This window comes from Roseateles paludis, assembly GCF_039872745.1.
GTDB classification, from domain to species: Bacteria; Pseudomonadota; Gammaproteobacteria; order Burkholderiales; family Burkholderiaceae_C; genus Pelomonas; species Pelomonas paludis.
Window position 1 is genome coordinate 912,699 of sequence record NZ_JBDPZD010000002.1, and the last position, 20,701, is coordinate 933,399.

Consider the following 20,701-nt stretch of genomic DNA (forward strand, 5'->3'; position numbering starts at 1 on the left):
TGGCTCAGGCGGTCTTGCGGCGGCGTTGGCTGACACCGACACCGGCCAGCGCCAGCACCACCAGTGCCGCGCTCGTCGGCTCGGGCACTTGCACCGTGACATCAAAGCCTTCACCGGACTTGTCGGCGTAGGTGATGCCGGAGACGATCAGGTCCCAGTCACCGGCCGCAAACCACTGCGTGGGCAGCGACCACTGCTCAACGGCAGCGTCGGTCACGTCCCAGTCCACCGGGGTCGTTTCGTTCCACACCACGCTGGTGCCGCCTTGGCGCAGCAGAGTCGACTGGACGTCGACCGTCGGCAACTGGCCGCCAAACACCGACTTGGTGAACAGCTGGCCGGATACCCAGCTGCCGGCGTCGAGGTGCAGGTGGTAGGTCTTGGAGAAGGCCGTGCCCCAGCCGCCCGAGCCGTCTTGCAGGTCGGTCGCGCCAAAGTTCAGCAGTTCGGCGGATGCGGTGCCAGCGCCAAGGGCAAGAGCGGCAGCAAGAGCGAGGGTTTTCATGGTTTGCTTTCGGGTCGGCTGCCACACCAGGAGGTGCGGCGGTGGATCTGATGGACTGCACTCTAGGGATCCCCCCTAAATTGAAGTACCCCTCAGCCGGGGGCTCCGCCGCCTGAAATGCGCAGTTCCGCACGCTCTACCCCCCAGGTGGGCGGGGCAAATGTGCGGTCGCAGCAAAAGAAAAGGGCCGGCAGTGCCGGCCCTTGAGGCTTGAAGGCTCAGAAATGATCAGCTGAGCTTGCCGTGGCAGGCCTTGAACTTCTTGCCGCTGCCGCAGGGGCAGGGGTCATTGCGGCCGACGCCGGGGAAGCGCTGCGCCAGTGTGCTGGGGTCGGTTTCCTGCGAGACCGAGCCGTCCTCATTGGGGTGCTGGTAGGTGACGTTGGACACCGCCTCGGCACGGCGCTCCAGCGCTTCGGCCGCCCGCGTTGCTTCTTCCTGGGTCTGGATGCGCACATTCATCAGGATGCGCGTGACTTCCATCTTGACCATGTCGAGCATCTGGGAGAAGAGCTCGAAGGCCTCGCGCTTGTACTCCTGCTTGGGGTTCTTCTGGGCATAGCCGCGCAGGTGGATGCCCTGGCGCAGGTAGTCGAGCGCGGCCAGGTGCTCACGCCAGCGCTGGTCGATGCTCTGCAGCAGCACCATGCGCATGAAGGGGTTGAACTGCTCGATGCCGACGCGGTCGACCTTGCTCTGGAAGCTGGCCTTGCCGGCCTCCAGCACCATCTCCAGGATCTCTTCGTCGGTGACGGAATCGCTGGCCTTGACCTTGTCGGCCAGTGCCAGTTCGATCTGCCATTCGTCGCGCAGGGTCGCCTCCAGGGCCGGCAGCTCCCACTGCTCTTCCAGGCTCTCGGCCGGCACATAGGTGCGGACGACGTCGGTCAGCGTGGCGTCGCGCAGGCTGGCGATCTGGGCTTCGAGGCCTTCGGCGTCGAGGATTTCGTTGCGCTGCTGGTAGATGACCTTGCGCTGGTCGTTGGAGACGTCGTCGTACTCGAGCAGTTGCTTGCGGACGTCGAAGTTGCGCGCTTCGACCTTGCGCTGCGCGCCCTCGATGGAGCGCGTGACGATGCCGGCCTCGATGGCCTCGCCCTCGGGCATCTTGAGCCGGTCCATGATGGCCCGGACGCGCTCGCCCGCAAAGATGCGCATCAGCGGGTCGTCCAGGCTCAGGTAGAAGCGGCTGGAGCCCGGGTCACCCTGGCGGCCGGAGCGGCCGCGCAACTGGTTGTCGATGCGGCGGCTTTCGTGGCGCTCGGTGGCGATGATGCGCAGGCCACCCTCCGCCTTGACCTTCTCGTGCAGGCCTTGCCACTCGTCCTTGAGCTGCTGGATCTGGGCGGCCTTCTGCTCGTCCGACAGGCTTGCATCTACCTCGACAAACTGGATCTGCTTCTCGACATTGCCGCCGAGCACGATGTCCGTGCCTCGGCCGGCCATGTTGGTGGCGATGGTGATCACGCCGGGGCGACCGGCCTGGGCCACGATCTGCGCCTCTTTCTCGTGCTGCTTGGCGTTGAGCACCTGGTGCGGCAGCTTGGCCTGGGTCAGCAGCGAGGAGACGAGTTCAGAGTTCTCGATGGACGTGGTGCCCACCAACACGGGCTGGCCGCGCTCGTGGCAGGCGCGGATGTCGGCCACCACGGCGTTGTACTTTTCCTTGTCGGTCTTGTAGACGAGGTCGAGTTCATCCTTGCGGATGGTCGGCCGGTTGGGCGGGATGACGACGGTTTCCAGGCCATAGATCTCCTGGAACTCGTAGGCCTCGGTGTCGGCCGTGCCGGTCATGCCAGACAACTTGCCGTACATGCGGAAGTAGTTCTGGAAGGTGATCGAGGCCATCGTCTGGTTTTCGGCCTGGATCTGCACGCCTTCCTTGGCCTCGACAGCCTGGTGCAGGCCATCGCTCCAGCGCCGGCCCGTCATCAGGCGGCCGGTGAACTCGTCCACGATCGTCACTTCACCGTTCTGCACCACGTAGTGCTGGTCACGGTTGTAGATGTGGTGAGCCCGCAGCGCACCATTGAGGTGGTGCACCAGGGTGATGTTGGCGGCGTCGTAGAGGCTGGCACCTTCGGGGATGAGGCCAGCCTGGGCCAGCAGGCGCTCGGCGGTCTCGTGCCCATCTTCGGTCAGATGGATCTGGTGCGACTTCTCGTCCACCGTGAAGTCGCCCGGCTCGATCACGCCCTCGCCGGTGCGGGGGTCGAGTTCGCCAATCTGCTTCTTGAGCCCCGGGACGATGCTGTTGATCTTGAGGTAGACGTCGGTGTGGTCGTCGGCCTGGCCCGAGATGATCAGCGGTGTGCGGGCCTCGTCGATCAGGATCGAGTCCACCTCGTCAACGATGGCATAGGCCTGGCCGCGCTGCACGCGGTCCTGCGGCTCGTAGACCATGTTGTCGCGCAGATAGTCGAAGCCGTACTCGTTGTTGGTACCGTAGGTCACGTCGGCCGCATAGGCCGCCTGCTTCTCTTCGCGCGAGGTTTGCGGCAGGTTGATGCCCACCGTCAGACCGAGGAAGGTGTACAGCCGCCCCATCCACTCGGCGTCACGTCGCGCCAGGTAGTCGTTGACGGTCACGACGTGGACGCCCTTGCCGGTCAGCGCATTCAGGTAGACGGGCAGCGTGGCCATCAGCGTCTTGCCTTCGCCGGTGCGCATTTCGGCGATCTTGCCGGCATTGAGCACCATGCCGCCGATCAGCTGCACGTCGAAGTGCCGCATCTTCAGCGCCCGCTTGCTGCCCTCGCGGCAGACGGCAAAGGCCTCGGGCAGGATGTCGTCGACGGTCTCGCCCTGCGCAATGCGCTGCTTGAACTCTGCGGTCTTGCCGCGCAGTTCGTCGTCGCTCAAACCCTCGAACTTGGGCTCCAGCGCATTGATCTGCTGGACGATGCGGCGGTAGCCCTTGAGCAGGCGTTCGTTGCGACTGCCAAAAATCGAGGTGAGGAGCTTGGGCAACATGCGGCAGATCTTCGAGTCATCAGGGCGGCGGGAGCCGCTCCCGAGGTGGGGGCGAAGCGCCCCACTTGGAGGCGAATTCCTGGAACCCAAGTCCCTGCAGGTGCGCGCACGACATGCCGGGCAACCAGGCCAGGGCGAACGTCTGCGCCCTGGGGCTACGCTGGGCGAACAAAGCGCGGCAGTTTAGCAGGGGCCTACACTGGGGCCATGTCGTTCCAGCGTCGCGCTCACAGCCCAGGAATGCATTCCGGCCCCAGCATCCCGGACGCCAAACCAGTGCGCGTCGCTCTGCGGGAGCACGATGCGCTCACCCAGCTGACCGAGCGTCTGGCGGCGTCCAAGCGCCGCCTGGCCGAAATCTCGGCAGTGCTGCCCCCCCCGCTGCGGCCTCACGTCAGCCCGGGCCCGATCGACGAGTTGGGTTGGTCGCTGTTTGCCGAGAACGCAGCCGTGGCGGCCAAGCTGCGCCAGTTGCTGCCCCGCATCGAGGAGCGCCTGGCGCAAGCCGGCTTGCCCGACGTCAAGGTCCGCATCAAGCTCTGCCGTCGCACATGAGCCAACAAAAAGCCCAGGCACCTTGCAGGGCCTGGGCTGGATGTGGTGCCGGCTATCGGATTCGAACTGATGACCTACCGCTTACAAGGCGGTTGCTCTACCAACTGAGCTAAGCCGGCGTGGGCTGGATTCTAGGCGGAGCGCATGAGCGCCCCGACATGGCAGCGGCCGCTACTTGATGCGCTTGAGCGAGGGGCGCGGCGCGCTGGGCGGGCTGTCTGGCGGGTCCGGCAGTTCAGACCCGGCGTCACTGGACTCGGCATCGCTGGCGAGCCTGAGACCCCGCGCGGGCGCGGGTGCAGCAGGGTGAACCAGGGGCGTCGTCGGGGACGCCGAACCGGCCGTGGTGTCCGGTGCCGGGAAGGCCATGCCTTGGCCGTTCTCTCGGGCATAGATCGCCACGACGTGATCGACCGGGATCACGATCTCCCGCGCCACGCCCCCAAAACGGGCCTTGAACTGGATGTAGTCATTGCCCAGATCGAGCCCGCTGGTGGCATCGAAGCCGACGTTCAGCACGATCTCGCCATTGCTCACGTACTCCATCGGCACTTGGACGCTGCGATCCACATGCACGGCGATGTAGGGCGTGAAGCCGTTGTCCGTGCACCAGTCGTGCAGGGCACGGATCAAGTAAGGGCGCGTTGACGAGCCTGCGGGCTGACCAGCGATGGGTTCCATCAGCGGCGCATGACCTTTTCAGACGGGGTCAGCGCCTCGATGTAGGCCGGGCGGCTGAAGATGCGTTCGGCGTACTTGAGCAGCGGGACGGCGTTCTTGCTCATCTCGATGCCGTAGTAGTCGAGGCGCCACAGCAGCGGCGCGATCGCGACGTCGAGCATCGAGAAATCGTCACCCAGCATGTACTTGTTCTTCAGAAAGATCGGCGCCAGCTGGGTCAGGCGGTCGCGGATCTGGCCACGCGCCTTTTCAAGCTGCTTGTCGGTCGGCTTGGTCGTCGTGCCACGGCCTTCGAGCAGGTTGACGTGGGCGAACAGCTCCTTCTCGAAATTGAGCAGGAACAGGCGCACCCGGGCGCGGGCAACCGGGTCCCCAGGCATCAGCTGGGGGTGCGGAAAGCGCTCGTCGATGTACTCATTGATGATGTGCGACTCATAGAGGATGAGGTCGCGCTCAACGAGGATGGGCACCTCGTTGTACGGGTTCATCAAGGCGATGTCTTCGGGCTTGGCGAACAGGTCAACGTCGCGGATCTCGAAGTCCATGCCCTTCTCGAACAGCACAAAGCGGCAGCGGTGCGAATAGGGGTCGGTGGTTCCAGAGTAAAGCACCATCATGGCGGCGGGCTCCCGAGGGGTCAGTCAATCAAGGTGCAGCCGGCACAAGGCGGTGGCTGCGGAAAAAGCAAACGCAGTGGGTGCCCAGGGGCGCGTCCCACTGCGTGGTTCACCCTACCGCGCCTGGCGGCTGGGTGATGCGGTCAGGGCCTACTTCACGTCCTTCCAGAAGGCGGCGTTCAAGCGCCAGGCAAACACGGTCAAGACCGACAGGAACAGCAGCACGATCACGCCGAGCTGGAAGCGGGAGCCCTGTGCGGGCTCGCCCATCCACTGCAGGTAGGCCACGAGATCGCCCACGGCATCGTCGTACTGGCGCGACGTCAGCAGGCCGGGCTTGGTTTGCTCGAAGCCGGCAAAGACGTGAGTGGTCTTGCTGTGGTCGTGTGCGTCGGCCTTCTCCTCGAACTTGGCGACGCGCTCACCCTGCAGCTCCCACAGCACATGCGGCATCGCAACGCTCGGGAAGGCGAGGTTGTTCCAGCCCGTGGCCTTGGACTCGTCGCGGTAGAAGGTCCGCATATAGGTGTAGAGGTAGTCCGCACCCGAGCCCTTGGCGCCATCGGCGCGCGAGCGAGCCACCAGGGTCAGATCGGGCGGCGTGGCACCGAACCAGTCCTTGGCCTGCTTGGGGTCCATGGCGATCTTCATCTGCTCACCGACCTTGTCAGCCGCGAAGAGCAGGTTGTTCTTGATGTCGGCTTCCGTCAGGCCGATATCGCGCAGGCGGTTGTAGCGCATGAACGCCGCTGCGTGGCAGTTGAGGCAGTAGTTGACGAAGAGCTTGGCGCCGTTCTGGAGCGACGCCATGTCGGACATCTTCTCCTTGGGGAAGCGGTCCCACTCGATGCCGCCGGTGTTGGCGCGGGCCACGCCCGCCAGACTCAGCGCGGCGAAAAAGATCGCAATCAGCTTTTTCATTCTGTGTGTGCTCCGCGTCGGGTTCAGTGGGCGTGGAAGGTGACGCGATCCGGCACGGCCTTGGGCGTGCCGATCGTGCTCCACCAGGGCATCAGCAGGAAGAAGCCGAAATAGAACAGCGTGCCAACCTGAGCGATCAAGGTGCCCATGTCGCTCGGCGGCTGGATGCCCAGATAGCCCAGCACGATGAAGAAGACCACGAACACCGCGTAGAACCACAGCTGCCAGCTCGGGCGATAGCGGATCGACTTGACGGGGCTGTTGTCCAGCCAGGGCAAGAAGAACAGGATGATCACGGCACCACCCATCACCACCACGCCCCAGAACTTGGCGTCGAAGGTCTTGAGCAGCAGCACCATCACGGCAGCCGCCACCAGCACGGCCACCTTGGCCAGGCCTTGCAGCCGGCTCTTCAGGAAGGTCACCACCCCGCCCAGGCCGATGATCACGCACAGCACGTTGACCATCACATCGGTCGTGGCGCGCAGCATCGAGTAGAACGGCGTGAAGTACCAAACCGGCGCGATGTGCGGCGGGGTCTTCAGCGGGTCGGCCGGGATGAAGTTGTTGTACTCCAGGAAGTAGCCACCCAGCTCGGGCGCCAGGAACACGATGGCGCTGAACACCATCAGGAACAGGCAGACGCCGTAGATGTCGTGCACCGTGTAGTACGGGTGGAAGGGCACGCCGTCGGCCGGAGCCGTGGGCGACCAGGCATTGCCCTTGGGGCCCTTCTTGATCTCAACGCCATCGGGGTTGTTGGAACCCACGTCGTGCAGCGCCAGCAAGTGGGCCACCACCAGGCCGATCAGCACCAGAGGCACGGCGATGACATGGAAGCTGAAGAAGCGGTTCAGCGTCGCGTCGCCCACCACATAGTCGCCACGGATCATCAGCGCCAGGTCAGGGCCGATGAAGGGGATGGCGGAGAACAGGTTCACGATCACCTGAGCGCCCCAGTAGGACATCTGGCCCCAGGGCAACAGATAGCCCATGAAAGCCTCGGCCATCAGGCACAGGAAGATCGCGCAACCGAAGATCCAGACCAGCTCGCGCGGCTTGCGGTAGCTGCCGTAGATCAGGCCACGGAACATGTGCAGGTAGACCACCACGAAGAAGGCCGAGGCCCCGGTGGAGTGCATGTAGCGGATCAGCCAGCCCCAGGGCACATCGCGCATGATGTACTCGACCGACGCGAAGGCGACGGCGGCATCCGGCTTGTAGTGCATCACCAGGAAGATGCCGGTGACGATCTGGATCACCAGCACCAGCATGGCCAGCGAGCCGAAGATGTACCACCAGTTGAAGTTCTTCGGAGCGTAGTACTCCGCCATGTGGACCTTGTAGGCATCGAACGCGGTCGGGAACCGGTTCTCGAACCAGGTCAGGGTCTTCACGCCCAACGATGCGCCTGCGGGGGCTTCCTTGAATTCGGCCATGGCTGTTCCTTATGCCTTCTTGTCTTCGCCGATCAGCAGCTTGGAATCCGAGAGGTACATGTGCGGCGGCACCTCCAGGTTGTCCGGCGCAGGCTTGTTCTTGAACACACGCCCGGCCAGGTCGAAGGTCGAGCCATGGCAGGGGCACAGGAAGCCGCCGGTCCAGTCGTCGGGCAGCGACGGCTGGGGGCCCGCCGCGAACTTGTCAGAGGGCGAGCACCCAAGGTGCGAGCAGATGCCGACGGCCACGAAATACTCGGGCTTGATCGAACGATGCTCGTTCTTGGCGTAGTCGGGGGTCGGGTAGGCCGTGCGGGCCGAACCCGGGTCAGCCAGCTGCGGGTCGTTCTTCTTCAACGCCTCCAGCTGTTCTGGCGTGCGACGCACGATCCAGACCGGCTTGCCACGCCACTCGACGGTCAATTTCTCGCCCGGCTTGATGGCCGAGATATCCACCTCGACCGGAGCCCCGGCGGCTTTGGCGCGCTCGCTCGGCGCAAAGGTACTGACGAAAGGCACAGCGGTGGCAACGCCACCCACAGCACCGGCACAACTGGTGGCAATCAACCAGGTGCGCTTGCCTTGGTCCACTTGCTGGTCACTCATGAGGGTCCTCAACCGGGGTCTTCAGATGCAGGGCAGCCAGGGATTCTAGCGGACGCCCAACCGACTGGCGTTGCTGCCTGCCGCCCCCGGGCCGACCCGGACGCGCGCCAGGCCCCTGCGCCGTAGACTGCCAACAACCGCACAGCTGTATCCCGCGGGAGCACCAGCGTCAAGGCAGCAGCCTTCAGCAACAGGACTACTTCGATGAGCTTTTTCTCCGAATTCAAGGAATTCGCCGTCAAGGGCAATGTCATGGATCTCGCCGTCGGCGTGATCATCGGCGGGGCCTTCGGCAAGATCGTGGACTCGCTGGTCGGTGACGTGATCATGCCGGTGGTCAGCACGATCTTCGGCGGCCTGGACTTCAGCAACTACTTCATCGCGCTGGCCGGGCAGAACGCCAGCACGCTGGCGGATGCCAAGAAGGCCGGCGCCGTGCTGGCCTATGGCAGCTTCCTGACGGTGACGCTGAACTTCATCATCCTCGCGCTGGTCATCTTCGTGATGATCAAGCAGATCAATCGCCTCAAGCGCGAGAAGCCTGCCGAAGCAGCCGCACCGGCAGAACCGCCGCCCACGCCGGAAGACATCCAGCTGCTGCGCGAGATCCGCGACTCGCTGAAGAAGTGACCCCCGCGAGCGCTGGGCCGGCCTGCCATAGGCAACGGCCTACCGCCGTAAGCATGCGTTACGCCTTGGCTATCCGCCACGGAATGCGCACCTGAGAACGCTTCGCGCGCCGAGGGTCATCCGGTGGGCGCGATACTTCTGGCCAAGTACGGTCGCTCCAGAGAGCGATCTGCCTGACCATGGACGCCCTCGACCTCCGCCTCAACCCGCACCTCGAAGCAGCACTTGGCCGCATCCGCCTGTCGGCGGAGCAGGCCGCGGAGCGGTGCGCCGAAGGCCTGGGGCTGTCGGCCTTGTCTGCCGCCCAAGTCAAGCGGCGTGACGCCCTGCTGGCCGCGCAGTACATCTTCCGCAACCAGCACGCCCTGTTCTCGCAGCGCTTCATGCAAAGCCTGCGGCGCCAAGTCGCCAGCGAGCAGGCCGACAACAAGCCGCCTCCTGCCGCTGCCAAGACCGTCTGGGGCGAGCTCTCGCTGATGGACGATGACCAGGTGAACAATCTGGTCGCGGCGGACCGCATCGGCCTGGCGATTGGTCACCACAGCGAATGGGAGCTGCGCGAGGTCGAGTCCTATGTGGCCGGTATCCAGATCGGCGAACGCAACCCGCTGCGCCCCGAGGTGGTGGGCCAGGCCTTGCTCGACGGCATCCATGCCGTCACCGAGGAAGCCGAAACCCGCCAGACACTCACCGACGAACTGACCCGCGCGCTCGCCACCGAGATGCGCGGCTGCTATGCCGACATCGCCGAGATCCTGCGCACGCGCGGCCTGCGCCCGCAAGACCTGAAGGTGCGTGGCATCGACCCCGCACGGGGCGGGGCGGGCAGCCGCTTCGGCGGCCTGGACAGCACCTCCGGCGCGCTCAATTCCCAAAGCGGCATGCCGCGCGGACTCGGCGGTGGCACCTCGCCCGGTGGCCTTGGCGGCATGGGCGGCGGCGGTGGTCGCGGAGGGCCATCCAGCGGCTTTGGTGGCATGGGCGGCGGTGGTGGTGGCGGCCTGGGCGGCGGCGCCGGCGGTGGTGGCGGCTACGGCACCGCCAGCCGCAGTGGCGGACGCGGAAGTTTCGGCGTCGTTGAGCCGCAGATGATGGACCTGCTGCGCCGCCTGGCCCAGGTGCCTGCCGGTGATGGCGGCCTGGCCGGCATGACCGGCAGCTTCGACTTTGCGGCTGCCGGCGACGCCATCTGGGCCCAGCACCCCGCGCCACCCAACCTGATCACCCAGCACCGCGACGAGTTGCGGAGCATGTCCAGCGGCCGACTCGATCATGTCGTGATCGACGTCATCGCCAGCCTCTTTGATCAGATCCTGTCCGACCCCAAGGTGCCGCCGCAGATGGCGCGCCTGCTGGCGCGGTTGCAGCTGCCCGTGCTGCGCGTGGCGCTGGGTGACGAAACCTTCTTCTCCTCGCGCCGCCACCCGGTGCGACTTTTCGTCAACCGCCTGGCGTCACTCGCTTGCTCGTTTGACGACTTCAGCCACGACCCCGGCAAATCCTTCCTGGTGCGTGTGCGCGACCTCGTGCAGGCCGTGACCACGGGCGACTTCGACCGCATCGACGTCTACACCGCGCAGCTCGACCAGCTCGACGCCTTCATTGCCGAGCAGACGCGCGAGCTGCTCACGACCGAGAGCATCGATGCCGCCGCGCTGGTGGAGCGCAAAGAGACCGACCTGCGCCTGCAGCAGCTCTATGCGCGCCAGCTGCAGCAGTCGCTCACCAGCGTCAAGATGCCGGACTTCCTGCGTCAGTTCCTGGCCGATGTCTGGAGCCAGGCGGTGATGCAGTCGGCTCGCGACGGCAATGCCGAGCGCGCCACCCGCATGCGCCAGCTGGGCCGCAGCCTCGTGATGAGCGTGCAGCCCAAGGGCCCCGCCGGCCGGCAGGACTTCCTGCGCGAGCTGCCCAACCTGATGCGCGGCCTCAATGAAGGCCTGGACCTGATCCGCTGGCCGGAGTCGCCACGCAAGGACTTCTTCGCCGCCCTGCTGCCCGCGCATGCCGAGAGCCTCAAGGGCCAGGCCCCGATGGCGCTGGAGACCAATCTGCTGCTCAAGCAGCTCGATGCCGTCTTCGGCGCTTCCACGCCCTCCGAGGCCGACCTACAACGCGCCGGTGCCCAGGCCGAGCCGGTGCCAGAAGCGGTCGACGTCGGCCAGCGCCTGACACCCGACGAAGCCAAGTCCCTCGGCCTGGTGGACGAAGCCGGCGTCAACTGGGACGGCACGCTCGACCTCGACCTGTCCGGCAACGACGCGCCGCCCGCGCCCTTGGCAGCGGTGGACATCTCGTTCGACGAGCTGCCTCCGGCAGAAAGCGCCCCCGAGCCCGCCAGCGGCGGCTCGCTGTTCGAGCACCTGCAACTCGGCGTCGCCTACGAGATGCACACAGGCGAGCGCTGGAACAAGGTGCGCCTGGCCCACGTCAGCGCGGGTCGCAGCTTCTTCATCTTCACGCACGGCTCCAAGCACAAGGAAACGGTCACCATGACCGCCCGCATGCTCAAGAAGCTGTGCGACGCCGGCCGCCTGCGCGCCTTCGAGCACGCCGCGCTGCTGGAGCGCGCCACCGCCCGCGCCCGCAAGCAGCTCGCGGCCCTCAGCTCGGGCCGCTGAGTCGGCGCGCCATCGCCAGCGCCGCCGAGAGGCTGCTGGGGTCGGCACTGCCGGTGCCAGCAATGTCAAACGCCGTGCCGTGGTCCGGGCTGGTCCGCACGAAGGGCAAGCCCAGCGTCACATTGACGCCCTGCTCCACCCCCAGGTACTTGACCGGGATCAGCCCGTGGTCGTGCGTCATCGCCACCACCACATCAAACTCGCCGCGCCGCGCGCGCATGAAGACGGTGTCGGGCGCAAACGGCCCCTTCACATCCAGGCCCAAGGCCCGCGCCTCGGCAATGGCCGGCGCGATGTGCTCAATCTCCTCGCGCCCGAACAAGCCGCCCTCGCCCGCATGCGGGTTCAAGCCAGCCACCGCGATGCGCGGCGCCGCCAGGCCAAAGCGCTGCAATGCCGTGTGCGTGATGCGCACGGTGTCCAACACCGCCTCACGCGTCACGCGCTCAATGGCCTCGCGCAGCGAGCAATGGATGGTGACCAGCACCGTGCGCAGCTCGTCATTGGCCAGCATCATGCGCACGGGCACGCCACCAGCCAGGGCCTGCAGCATCTCGGTGTGGCCCGGGTAGGGTGAACCGGCAGCGTGCAGCGCCTCCTTGTGGATGGGGGCCGTGACCAACGCACGGGCTCGTCCGGCCTGGATTTGTTCGACTGCCGCCTCCACGCAGCGCGCCGCCGCCGCACCCGCTCGGGCATCGATATGGCCCAGCGGCAAGTCCGCCAACTCTGGCGGTATGCCCTCCGGCTGCCATACGGGAAGTTGATGTGATGCCAGATGCCGCAGGTCGTCAGGGGCATCAAACGGCGCGATCTCCGCAGCCCCGCCCACCGTCCGCATTGCCCGGCGAAGCACCTCAGCGCTGCCCACCACCACGACGTCCCTTGGGGTCTCGCGGCACCACAAGCTTGCGATGATCTCCGGGCCAATGCCGCATGCATCACCCATGCTGACGAGGATGGGCTTGGAGGGAGTGGGCGCGGCGGACATGCCACGCATTCTTTCATCGCGGCTCGACGCATCCACCCCCCGGGGGCATGCAAAGCAGTGTCGACAAATTTGACAGGATTACGCTGTCAGCGTGAACACCTGTTCCGAATCAACAAGTTGCGCACGGGCACTCAAGTTGCTTTGCGGTGGGATCCCAATCGTTTTTGCCCCAAGGAAATCTCAATGCTCAAGCATTTCAAACTGGCAGTTGCAACTCTCGCTCTCGGCATTGGCGCCTCCGCCTTCGCCGGCCCGGCACTGACCAGCATCTCCGGCGGCTCGCTGGCGACCTCGGGATCGGACCAACTGTACGGCTGGCGGTTCACGCTGAACACGGACGTGACTGTGACCGCCCTCGGCGTTTATGACGACGATCACGATGGCATGGAAGTTCGCCACGCCATCGGCATCTTCCGCATCAGCGACCAGGCCTTGATGGTGTCGACCACGCTGGGCGCAGGCACCAGCGGCTACCTCAACGGCGACTTCCGCTACGACGCGCTGGCCTCAGGGTTCGCGCTCGGCGCTGGCGACTACGAGATCGTGATGACGATGCCGGTGGGCAACGACGACCGTCAACTGATCTCGGCGAGCGGCTTCACCTCGGCCTCGGAGTTGACGGTCACTGCGGGCGTTTTCGGCAGCAGCAGTTCGTTGGCATTTGCCAGCGGCATTGGTGTGTTCAACCCGGGCATGTTTGGCCCGAATTTCGAATTCGGTGCCGCAAGCGGGCATGTGCCCGAGCCCGCCACCTTGGCGTTGGCCGGATTGGCCCTGCTGGGCTGCGGCGTCAGTCGCAAGCAGCGACGCCTGGGCTGATTCGCCTCGGCGGATTGCGCAACGGCGGCCTTGAGCCGCCGTTTTTCATGCCGGGTTGGGCAGGTCGATGAACTGGCAGCTCAGCCCCAGCTCGCTGGCCACCCGGGCGCCCACGGCCTGCACGCCATAGCGTTCGGTCGCGTGGTGGCCGGCGGCGATGAAGGCCACGCCGGTCTCGCGGGCCAGGTGCATCTGGGGCTCCGAGACCTCGCCGGTGATGAAGGCATCGGCCCCGCCGGCGATTGCGGCCTCGAAGTACCCCTGGGCACCTCCTGTGCACCAGGCCACACGCCTGAGCAGGCGGCCATCGCCCGGCAAGGCCAGGGTCTGCCGGGCGAGGACCTGCTGGACATGGGCGTTCAACGACTCCAGCGAGCAGGCCCCGGGCAGCGAGGCGCTGAACACCAGGTCCTGCTCACCGCAGCGCTGGTCGGCCTGCCAGCCCAGTTGCGCCCCAAGCTGCGCGTTGTTGCCCAGCTCGGGGTGGGCGTCCAGCGGCAAGTGATAGGCAAAGAGGCTCACATCGGCCGCCAGCAGGCGCGCCAGGCGCTGCTTCATCCAGCCCGTCACGCGGCCGTCCTGGCCGCGCCAGAACAGGCCGTGGTGCACCAGCAGCGCGTCGGCGCCAGCAGCGATGGCCGCTTCGATGAAGTCGAGGCTGGCCGTCACGCCGCAGACCAGGCGCTGCACCTCGCGGCGGCCCTCGACCTGCAAACCGTTCGGCCCATAATCCTTGAAGCGACCCGGCTCCAGCAGTCGATTCAGACACTGTTCAAGCGCGATGCGGTCGGGCATGGAAGATGGACTCGATGGAATTGAAGCGGCTCTGGCTGATTTTCGCGCAGGCAGTGACCGTGGCGCTGGCCGTGTTCTTCGTGCTGGCGACCTTGCGGCCGCAGTGGTTCAAGAACCCACCGACGTTGGCAGCATTGCCGGCGGCCAGCGTAGCGCCCTCATTGCCTGCCGTCGCTGCCCGGCAATCCCTGGCTCAGGCTGCCCGCGCGGCCGCGCCTGCCGTGGTCAGTATCACCGCCAGCAAGGCACCGCCGCGCAGTGCGCGGGAGCAAGGGCGCTTCTTCGGCCTGCCCTTTGGCTCACGCGAGGCTGACCTGCGGCCTCAGCTCGGCCTGGGCTCGGGCGTCATCATCTCGGCCGACGGCGTGCTGCTGACCAACAACCACGTGGTGGCTGGCGCGTCTGACATCGAGGTGCTGCTGTCCGACGGGCGCCAGGCGCGCGCCACCTTGGTGGGTGCCGACCCCGAAACAGACGTCGCGGTGCTGCGCATCCAGCTCGACAAGCTGCCCGTCATCGCGCTGGGCGACGTGCGCTCCTTGCAAGTGGGCGACCCGGTGCTGGCCATCGGCAACCCCTTCAACGTCGGGCAAACCGTCACCTCGGGCATCGTCAGCGCGCTGGGGCGCAATCAGCTGGGCATCAACACCTTCGAGAACTTCATCCAGACGGATGCCGCGATCAACCCGGGCAACTCGGGCGGGGCTTTGGTCGATGCCGACGGGCGGCTGGTGGGCATCAACACGGCCATCTTCTCGCGCAGCGGCGGCAGCGTCGGGCTGGGCTTTGCCATCCCGGTGGACGTGGCCCAGCAGGTGGCCCAGGCCATCCTGCGCGACGGCCAGGTGGCGCGCGGCTGGATCGGCGTGCAGCCTCGCGAGTTGTCGGCCGAACTGGCCGAGGCGCTCAAGCTCGACGACACGCGCGGCGTGCTGATTGGCGGCCTGGTGGCCGGTGCGCCGGCAGCAGCGGCGGGTATCCGGCCGGGCGACGTGATCCTGCGCATTGGCAAGCGGGAGGTGAACAGCCCGGCCGAGTTGCTGGCCACCGTCACGGCGCTCAAGCCGCGCGATCAGGTGCAGATCCAGCTCAAGCGCGGCCGCGAGCGGCTGGAGCTCAAGCTCAGCGTGGCCCAGCGCCCAACGCCGCAGCGCGATCAGGACGACTAGGGCTTGGGCTCAGAGTCCGGCTCTGGCGCCTTGCTGTAGCGCGAGAACACGCCCGCAGCCAAGATGCCAAGTTCATAGAGCAGGCACATCGGGATTGCCAGCGCCAGCTGCGAGACCACATCGGGCGGCGTGATGATGGCCGCGACCACGAAGGCGATGACGATGAAATAGCCGCGCCACTCGCGCAGCTTTTCGACGGTCATCAGCCCCATGCGGACCAGCACCACCACGATCACCGGCACCTCAAAGGCGGCACCGAAGGCGATGAACATGTTCATCACAAAGCCCAGGTAAGCCTCGATGTCGGGCGCCGCCTGGATGCTCTTGGGCGCAAAGCCCTGGATGAACTTGAAGACCTGGCCGAAAACGAAGAAATAGCAGAAGGCCACGCCGATGAAGAACAGCAGGGTGCTGGAGATGACCAGCGGCAGGACCAGGCGCTTCTCGTGCGAGTAGAGGCCCGGCGCCACGAAGGCCCAGACCTGGTAGAGCACCACCGGCAGCGCCACCAGAAAGCCCGCCAGCAGCGTGATCTTGAGCGGCACCAGGAAGGGCGAGATCACGCTGGTGGCGATCATGTGCGTGCCCTCGGGCAAGTGCGCCACCAGCGGCAGGGCCAGCAGGTCGTAGAGCTTGGACGGACCCGGGTACAGCGCCAGCACGCCAAAGCAGACGATGACGGCCAGGGCCGCGCGGATGATGCGGTCGCGCAGCTCGATCAGGTGCTCGACGAAAGGCTGCTCGGTGCCGGCGAGTTCGTCCTCGTTGGGGTTTTTGAAGTCGCTCATGCGGTGTTGCGCGGGGGCCTGAAGCGCGCCACCCGGGCGGCGCCTGACTGCACGTGGCGTTGCACGCCCTCGCGCTGCTTGTACCAAAGCGGGGTGGCGCCGCGCTTGAGCCGCCACTTCTTCTTCGGGTGCCGGTACTCGGGGGGCGGCACGGGGTCGGTACCGTAGGCGTCGGCGCCTTCCGGGCCACCGCCGCCGGGCAGGGACTGCCAGCTCTGGTTCAGGGACTCGGAGGTCTCGTGAATCGTCTGGTTGACGCTGCTTTGCACATCGTGCGCGGCCGTCTCGAACTGGCGCTTCATCTTGGCCAGCTCTTCTAGCTCGATGCTGCGGTTGACCTCGGCCTTCACGTCGGCCACATAGCGCTGCGCCTTGCCGAGCAGATGGCCCACGGTGCGCGCCACGCGCGGCAAGCGCTGCGGCCCGATCACCACCAGCGCCACCGCGCCGATCAGCGCGAGCTTGTCAAAACCGAAATCAATCACTCAGCAACCGAGCTCAGGACTTGGTCTTGGCGTCCACGTCGACCGTATTCGGGTCGGCCGGCTTCTGGGTGTTGGCCAGTTGCTGGGCTGGCGGCTCGGCGGAGCCGTCTTTCATGCCGTCCTTGAAGCCCTTGACCGCGCTGCCGAGGTCCTTGCCGATGTTGCCGAGCTTCTTGGTGCCAAACACCAGCACGACGATGACCAGCACGATCAACCAGTGCCAGATGCTGAAGGAACCCATGTTGTTCTCCTAGAGGAATGCCGCAAATTTTAGGTGACGCTGACAGTCAGCAAGTTCTGGACCCGCACGCTGCTCAACCTTTGGCCCAAGGCCGAGGGCCGCCCATGACGTGCAGGTGCAGGTGGAACACCTCCTGCCCGCCGTCGCGGCCGGTGTTGACGACGTGGCGGAAGCCGCCCGTCACGCCCAGCTCCTTCATCAGCTTGCTGCCCAGCACCATCATCTTGCCGAGCAGGGCTGCTTCGGCCTCGGTCACGTCGGCCATCGAGACGATGTGGCGCTTGGGGATGATGAGCACATGCACCGGCGCCCAGGGCGCGATGTCATGGAAGGCGAGGAGTTCGTCGTCCTCGTAGACCTTGCGGCTCGGGATTTGGCCGGCCACGATCTTGCAGAAGATGCAGTTGGCGTCGTTGCTCATCGCAGGGCTCACTGTTGTTGCTGGGCTTGGTTGCGTGCCGCGAATTCGGCCAGGCCCGAGAGGCCCTCGCGCCGCGCCAGCTCGGCCAGCACGTCATCGGGCTTGAGCCCGAAATGCGAGAGCGCAATCATGCTGTGGAACCACAGGTCGGCCACTTCATAGACCACTTTCTTGGCATCGCCATCCTTGGCGGCCATCACGGTCTCGGTGGCCTCTTCGCCCACCTTCTTGAGGATGGCATCGAGGCCCTTGTCAAAAAGCTTGGCGACATAGCTGGTCGACGGGTCGGCGCCCTTGCGGCTGTCGATCACTGCGGCGACGCGGTCGAGGATCTCACTCATGGCGATAGATCTGGTTCGGGTCCTTGAGGACGGGTTCGACGCTGGTCCAGGCATGGCCGTCCAGGCGTTGGTAGAAGCAGCTGTGCCGCCCCGTGTGGCAGGCAATGCCCGGATCATGCCCGTGCTGGGTCACGGTCAGCAGGACCACATCGTTGTCGCAGTCGAGCCGGATGTCGTGCACCTGCTGCACGTGGCCGCTCTCCTCGCCCTTGTGCCAGAGCCGGTTGCGCGAGCGGCTCCAGTAGACGGCCTCGCGCCGCTCAGCGGTCAGGACCAGGGCTTCCTTGTTCATCCAGGCGAACATGAGCACGTCACCGCTGCCCTGCTCCTGGGCGATCACGGGCACCAGGCCCTTGTCGTCCCACTTGATGGCTTCGAGCCAGCTGCTGTCGATGTGGGTAGCGCCGCTGTGCGCACGCTCGTCGGCAAACCACTTCAACACCGGGATGGTGCCGGGCAGCACGGGCTGCAGCGCCACCGGCAGGCTGGCCCAGGCCATGCGCTGGCCTTCGAGCATTTGGAACTCGCCGGTCCAGTCGTAGACCTTGCAGAAGTTCAGCCGCACGCGGGCGTGGGGGTAGTCCATCACCTCCACCTTCCAGGGGTGGGCGGTGCCGATCTCGATGCCCAGCTCCTCGCGCAGCTCGCGGCGCAGTGCCTGCTCCACGGTCTCGCCCGCTTCGAGCTTGCCGCCCGGGAACTCCCAGTAGCCGGCGTAGACCTTGCCGTGCGGGCGGGTGGTGAGCAGGAACTGGCCATCGGGCCGCACCAAAACGCCAACGGCGACTTCTGTGACTTCCCGCTCCGTCATGCCTGCTGCCCCGCCAAGTCCCGCGCGAACTGGTAAGCCACACGCCCTGAGCGCGAGCCACGTTCCAGAGCCCACACCAGCGAGGGCTGGCGCGCGGCTTCGATGGCTGCATCACTCAGCCCGAAGTGCCGCAGCCACTGCGCCACGATGGCCAGGTATTCGTTCTGGCTGAAGGGGTAGAAGCTGATCCACAGCCCGAAGCGCTCGGAAAGCGAAATCTTTTCCTCCACCGCCTCGCCGGGGTGGATCTCACCGGTCTCGGCATGGGTGCCGCTCAGGTTGTCGCTCATGCGCTCGGGCAGCAGGTGGCGGCGGTTGCTGGTGGCGTAGATCAACACGTTCTCGCTGGCCGCGTTGACCGAGCCGTCGAGCACGCTCTTGAGCGCCTTGTAGCTGGCCTCGCCTTCGTCAAAGCTCAGGTCGTCGCAAAAGATGACGAAGCGCTCGGGTCGCGCGGCCACCTGCTCGACGAGGTCGGGCAGGTCCACGAGGTCGGCCTTGTCGACCTCGATGAGGCGCAGACCCTGGCCCGCGAACTCATTGAGCACGGCCTTGATGAGCGAGCTCTTGCCCGTGCCCTTGGCGCCGGTCAGCAGCACGTTGTTGGCGGGCTTGCCGGCCACGAACTGCGCGGTGTTGCGCAGCAGGCGCTCCTTCTGGGTGTCGACCTCTTTGAGGTCGGCCAGGCGGATTCGCGACACGGCACGCACCGGCTCCAGGCACAGCGCGCCATGGCGGCGACGGGCGCGGAAGGCGACGGAGGCCGCCCAGTCAGGCGGCTCGGGGGCATGGGGCAGGACGGCTTCAAGACGGGTGAGCAGCCGCTCTGCACGGTCGATCAGGGACTGAACGTCGGGCATGGCCCGGATTGTCGCTGTTGCAGCGCGTCACTCTGGCTGTGTCACCCCAGCTCGCGCAGGGCCGCGTCGAGCTGTTCGGTGGGCAGGCGCTTGAAGCCCGAGCGCACAAAGCGCTGCAGGCGGCCGAGGGTGAAGCTGACCATCACATTGGCCTGCACCTGCGCCTGCACGGTGGGCGTGGCCGCGCCGGCCTGCTCGGCCGCTGCGCGCAGCACCTGGCGCAGGGTCGATTCGATGCGGTCGAAGAACTGGTTCATGCGCGCTGTCAGGCGCTCGTGCTCGAGGATCAAGGCCTCGCCCACCATCACCCGCGCCATGCCCGGGTTCTTCTCGGCAAACTGCAGCAGCACGGCCACGATGCGGCGCGCCTGCAGCGTCGGGTGGGCGTCCAGCTGGGCCGTCTCCACCAGCTGGTTGACGAGGCCGAAGCAGCTGTCCTCGATGAAGCCGATCAGACCCTCGAACATCTGCGCCTTGCTGGCGAAGTGGCGGTAGAGCGCCGCCTCGCTCAGGTCCAGCCGCGCGGCCAGCGCAGCGGTGGTCACGCGCTCGCCGCCCGGTTGCTCCAGCATCGCGGCCACGGCCTGCAGGATCTGCAGGCGGCGCTCACCGGGTTTGAGGCGGGGGCGGGGTGCGGGGGTGGCGTCGGGCTGGTCGCTCATGGGGCCCAAGTGTGCCGCGTTCAAGACGCCGCCGCGATGACGGTGGCTTCAGTCTCGCAACCAGCCGAGCCGTCGGGCTTCGTAGATCGCCTCGACCTTGGAGCGCACATGCAGCTTGCGGTAGACGCGTTTCACATAGGTCATCACCGTGTGCGGCGACACCTGCATGAACTGGGCGATCTCGTCGAAGGTGAAGCCCTTGGCGGCCAGGTGCAGCACACGGGACTCCTGCTCGGACAGGGCCACCACCTCTTCGTCGGGGTCAGGCCCACGCGGGGCCGTGCCGGCAAAGGCGGGCGCGCTGGGCACGGGCGGCGTCAGGCGCTGCAGCAGGCGGCGAGCGATGACGGGGCTGATGGGGCTGCCGCCCGCGCGCAGCGAGCGCAGCTGCTCGGGCAGGTCAAGCGCGAGGCTGTCCTTGAGCAGGTAGCCGGTGGCGCCGGCCTCGATGCTGGCCACCACGTGCTGCTCGTCGCCAAATACCGAGATCACCATCACCTCACAGGCCGGGCAGGTCTTGGCGGCGTGGCGGATCAGCTCGATGCCGCTGCCGCCGGGCAGGTCCAGGTCCACCAGCAGCACGTCGGGCTTGAACTGGTCGAAGAGCTTGAGGCCGGTCGGCAGGTCGGGCGCCATGGCCAGCAGCTCGATGTCGGGCACTGAGGTCAGGGCGCGCTGGAAGGCTTCGCGAAAACGCTCCTGGTCTTCGACGATGAGAACTGAGAACCGGTCTGTCATGTTCATTTCTTGTATCAGCCAGCATTTTCGAC

At 66.2% G+C, this 20,701-nt stretch carries 23 protein-coding genes, 1 tRNA gene and 1 pseudogene; 5 read left to right on the forward strand and 20 right to left on the reverse strand.

The window, feature by feature from the left end; translation table 11 throughout:
- Window positions 1-4: 4 nt before the first annotated feature.
- Together ABDJ85_RS10075 and secA are read right to left on the reverse strand one after the other, a co-directional pair.
- Window positions 5-505 carry a PEP-CTERM sorting domain-containing protein gene (locus ABDJ85_RS10075; protein WP_347704626.1) on the reverse strand — a complete coding sequence of 167 codons (501 nt, stop codon included), beginning with the start codon at window positions 503-505 and terminating at the stop codon, window positions 5-7.
- Window positions 506-733: 228 nt separating this feature from the next.
- The gene (gene secA, locus ABDJ85_RS10080) at window positions 734-3,478 is read right to left on the reverse strand and encodes a preprotein translocase subunit SecA (protein WP_347704627.1); all 2,745 of its coding nucleotides are present in this window, start codon (window positions 3,476-3,478) and stop codon (window positions 734-736) included.
- A 240-nt stretch (window positions 3,479-3,718) separates the two neighbouring features.
- Between secA and ABDJ85_RS10085 the strand changes: the two genes are divergently transcribed.
- Window positions 3,719-4,033: a DciA family protein gene (locus tag ABDJ85_RS10085; RefSeq protein WP_347704628.1), complete on the forward strand. Its 315-nt coding sequence runs from the start codon at window positions 3,719-3,721 to the stop codon at window positions 4,031-4,033.
- Between the two features lie 43 nt (window positions 4,034-4,076).
- Here ABDJ85_RS10085 and ABDJ85_RS10090 read toward each other — a convergent pair.
- The 6 genes from ABDJ85_RS10090 to petA all read right to left on the reverse strand — a co-directional run bounded on the left by ABDJ85_RS10090 (window position 4,077) and on the right by petA (window position 8,297).
- Window positions 4,077-4,152 (reverse strand) — tRNA-Thr (locus ABDJ85_RS10090).
- 52 nt (window positions 4,153-4,204) lie between these two features.
- Window positions 4,205-4,714: a ClpXP protease specificity-enhancing factor gene (locus ABDJ85_RS10095; protein ID WP_347704629.1), complete on the reverse strand. Its 510-nt coding sequence runs from the start codon at window positions 4,712-4,714 to the stop codon at window positions 4,205-4,207.
- The gene (locus ABDJ85_RS10100) at window positions 4,714-5,331 is read right to left on the reverse strand and encodes a glutathione S-transferase N-terminal domain-containing protein (RefSeq protein WP_347704630.1); all 618 of its coding nucleotides are present in this window, start codon (window positions 5,329-5,331) and stop codon (window positions 4,714-4,716) included. The genes ABDJ85_RS10095 and ABDJ85_RS10100 overlap by 1 nt, the downstream gene beginning before the upstream one ends.
- A 150-nt stretch (window positions 5,332-5,481) precedes the next feature.
- Complete coding sequence (locus ABDJ85_RS10105) at window positions 5,482-6,252, reverse strand: cytochrome c1 (RefSeq protein ID WP_347704631.1); 771 nt, start codon at window positions 6,250-6,252, stop codon at window positions 5,482-5,484.
- Window positions 6,253-6,275: 23 nt separating this feature from the next.
- Complete coding sequence (locus tag ABDJ85_RS10110; RefSeq protein WP_347704632.1) at window positions 6,276-7,691, reverse strand: cytochrome b; 1,416 nt, start codon at window positions 7,689-7,691, stop codon at window positions 6,276-6,278.
- A 9-nt stretch (window positions 7,692-7,700) separates the two neighbouring features.
- Window positions 7,701-8,297 (reverse strand): ubiquinol-cytochrome c reductase iron-sulfur subunit, encoded by a 597-nt coding sequence (gene petA, locus ABDJ85_RS10115; protein ID WP_347704633.1) that lies wholly within the window; start codon window positions 8,295-8,297, stop codon window positions 7,701-7,703.
- 204 nt (window positions 8,298-8,501) lie between these two features.
- On the opposite strand from petA, the gene mscL reads away from it, so the two are divergent.
- Window positions 8,502-8,927 carry a large conductance mechanosensitive channel protein MscL gene (gene mscL, locus ABDJ85_RS10120; RefSeq protein WP_347704634.1) on the forward strand — a complete coding sequence of 142 codons (426 nt, stop codon included), beginning with the start codon at window positions 8,502-8,504 and terminating at the stop codon, window positions 8,925-8,927.
- 179 nt (window positions 8,928-9,106) lie between these two features.
- Window positions 9,107-11,548, forward strand: coding sequence for a DUF1631 family protein (locus tag ABDJ85_RS10125; RefSeq protein ID WP_347704635.1), 2,442 nt, complete (start codon window positions 9,107-9,109; stop codon window positions 11,546-11,548).
- On the opposite strand, the gene pdxA is transcribed toward ABDJ85_RS10125, so the two are convergent.
- Window positions 11,532-12,539, reverse strand: a complete 1,008-nt coding sequence (pdxA, locus tag ABDJ85_RS10130; protein WP_347704636.1) for a 4-hydroxythreonine-4-phosphate dehydrogenase PdxA — start codon at window positions 12,537-12,539, stop codon at window positions 11,532-11,534. The two genes, ABDJ85_RS10125 and pdxA, sit on opposite strands and share 17 nt — an antisense overlap.
- 183 nt (window positions 12,540-12,722) lie before the next feature.
- Between pdxA and ABDJ85_RS10135 the strand changes: the two genes are divergently transcribed.
- Entirely contained in the window at window positions 12,723-13,358 is a 636-nt protein-coding gene (locus tag ABDJ85_RS10135; protein WP_347704637.1) for a PEP-CTERM sorting domain-containing protein, read from the forward strand.
- A gap of 45 nt (window positions 13,359-13,403) precedes the next feature.
- Here the strand turns inward: ABDJ85_RS10135 and ABDJ85_RS10140 are convergent, their stop codons facing one another.
- Window positions 13,404-14,153, reverse strand: coding sequence for a Nif3-like dinuclear metal center hexameric protein (locus ABDJ85_RS10140; RefSeq protein ID WP_347704638.1), 750 nt, complete (start codon window positions 14,151-14,153; stop codon window positions 13,404-13,406).
- A gap of 20 nt (window positions 14,154-14,173) precedes the next feature.
- Here ABDJ85_RS10140 and ABDJ85_RS10145 point away from each other — a divergent pair, with 20 nt between their 5' ends.
- Window positions 14,174-15,322, forward strand: coding sequence for a S1C family serine protease (locus ABDJ85_RS10145; protein ID WP_347704885.1), 1,149 nt, complete (start codon window positions 14,174-14,176; stop codon window positions 15,320-15,322).
- On the opposite strand, the gene tatC is transcribed toward ABDJ85_RS10145, so the two are convergent.
- The 10 genes and pseudogenes from tatC to ABDJ85_RS10195 form a co-directional block, all read right to left on the reverse strand.
- On the reverse strand, window positions 15,319-16,110 hold the full coding sequence (gene tatC / locus ABDJ85_RS10150; protein ID WP_347704639.1) for a twin-arginine translocase subunit TatC: 792 nt from the start codon (window positions 16,108-16,110) through the stop codon (window positions 15,319-15,321). The two genes, ABDJ85_RS10145 and tatC, sit on opposite strands and share 4 nt — an antisense overlap.
- Window positions 16,107-16,595: a Sec-independent protein translocase protein TatB gene (gene tatB, locus ABDJ85_RS10155; protein ID WP_347704640.1), complete on the reverse strand. Its 489-nt coding sequence runs from the start codon at window positions 16,593-16,595 to the stop codon at window positions 16,107-16,109. Before tatB ends, tatC begins: the two co-directional genes overlap by 4 nt.
- A 13-nt stretch (window positions 16,596-16,608) precedes the next feature.
- The gene (gene tatA / locus ABDJ85_RS10160; RefSeq protein WP_347704641.1) at window positions 16,609-16,836 is read right to left on the reverse strand and encodes a Sec-independent protein translocase subunit TatA; all 228 of its coding nucleotides are present in this window, start codon (window positions 16,834-16,836) and stop codon (window positions 16,609-16,611) included.
- A gap of 73 nt (window positions 16,837-16,909) precedes the next feature.
- Entirely contained in the window at window positions 16,910-17,257 is a 348-nt protein-coding gene (locus ABDJ85_RS10165) for a histidine triad nucleotide-binding protein (RefSeq protein WP_347704642.1), read from the reverse strand.
- 8 nt (window positions 17,258-17,265) lie between these two features.
- Entirely contained in the window at window positions 17,266-17,598 is a 333-nt protein-coding gene (locus ABDJ85_RS10170; RefSeq protein WP_347704643.1) for a phosphoribosyl-ATP diphosphatase, read from the reverse strand.
- Window positions 17,591-17,992, reverse strand: a complete 402-nt coding sequence (hisI, locus tag ABDJ85_RS10175; RefSeq protein WP_347704886.1) for a phosphoribosyl-AMP cyclohydrolase — start codon at window positions 17,990-17,992, stop codon at window positions 17,591-17,593. Before hisI ends, ABDJ85_RS10170 begins: the two co-directional genes overlap by 8 nt.
- A pseudogene (locus tag ABDJ85_RS10180) lies at window positions 17,993-18,409 on the reverse strand (NUDIX domain-containing protein); the annotation flags it as partial.
- On the reverse strand, window positions 18,406-19,269 hold the full coding sequence (locus tag ABDJ85_RS10185) for an ATP-binding protein (RefSeq protein ID WP_347704644.1): 864 nt from the start codon (window positions 19,267-19,269) through the stop codon (window positions 18,406-18,408). The gene ABDJ85_RS10185 and the pseudogene ABDJ85_RS10180, both read right to left, overlap by 4 nt.
- Window positions 19,270-19,310: 41 nt before the next feature.
- The gene (gene slmA / locus ABDJ85_RS10190; RefSeq protein ID WP_347704645.1) at window positions 19,311-19,931 is read right to left on the reverse strand and encodes a nucleoid occlusion factor SlmA; all 621 of its coding nucleotides are present in this window, start codon (window positions 19,929-19,931) and stop codon (window positions 19,311-19,313) included.
- 48 nt (window positions 19,932-19,979) lie between these two features.
- Window positions 19,980-20,669, reverse strand: a complete 690-nt coding sequence (locus ABDJ85_RS10195; protein ID WP_347704646.1) for a response regulator — start codon at window positions 20,667-20,669, stop codon at window positions 19,980-19,982.
- Between the last annotated feature and the right edge of the window lie 32 nt (window positions 20,670-20,701).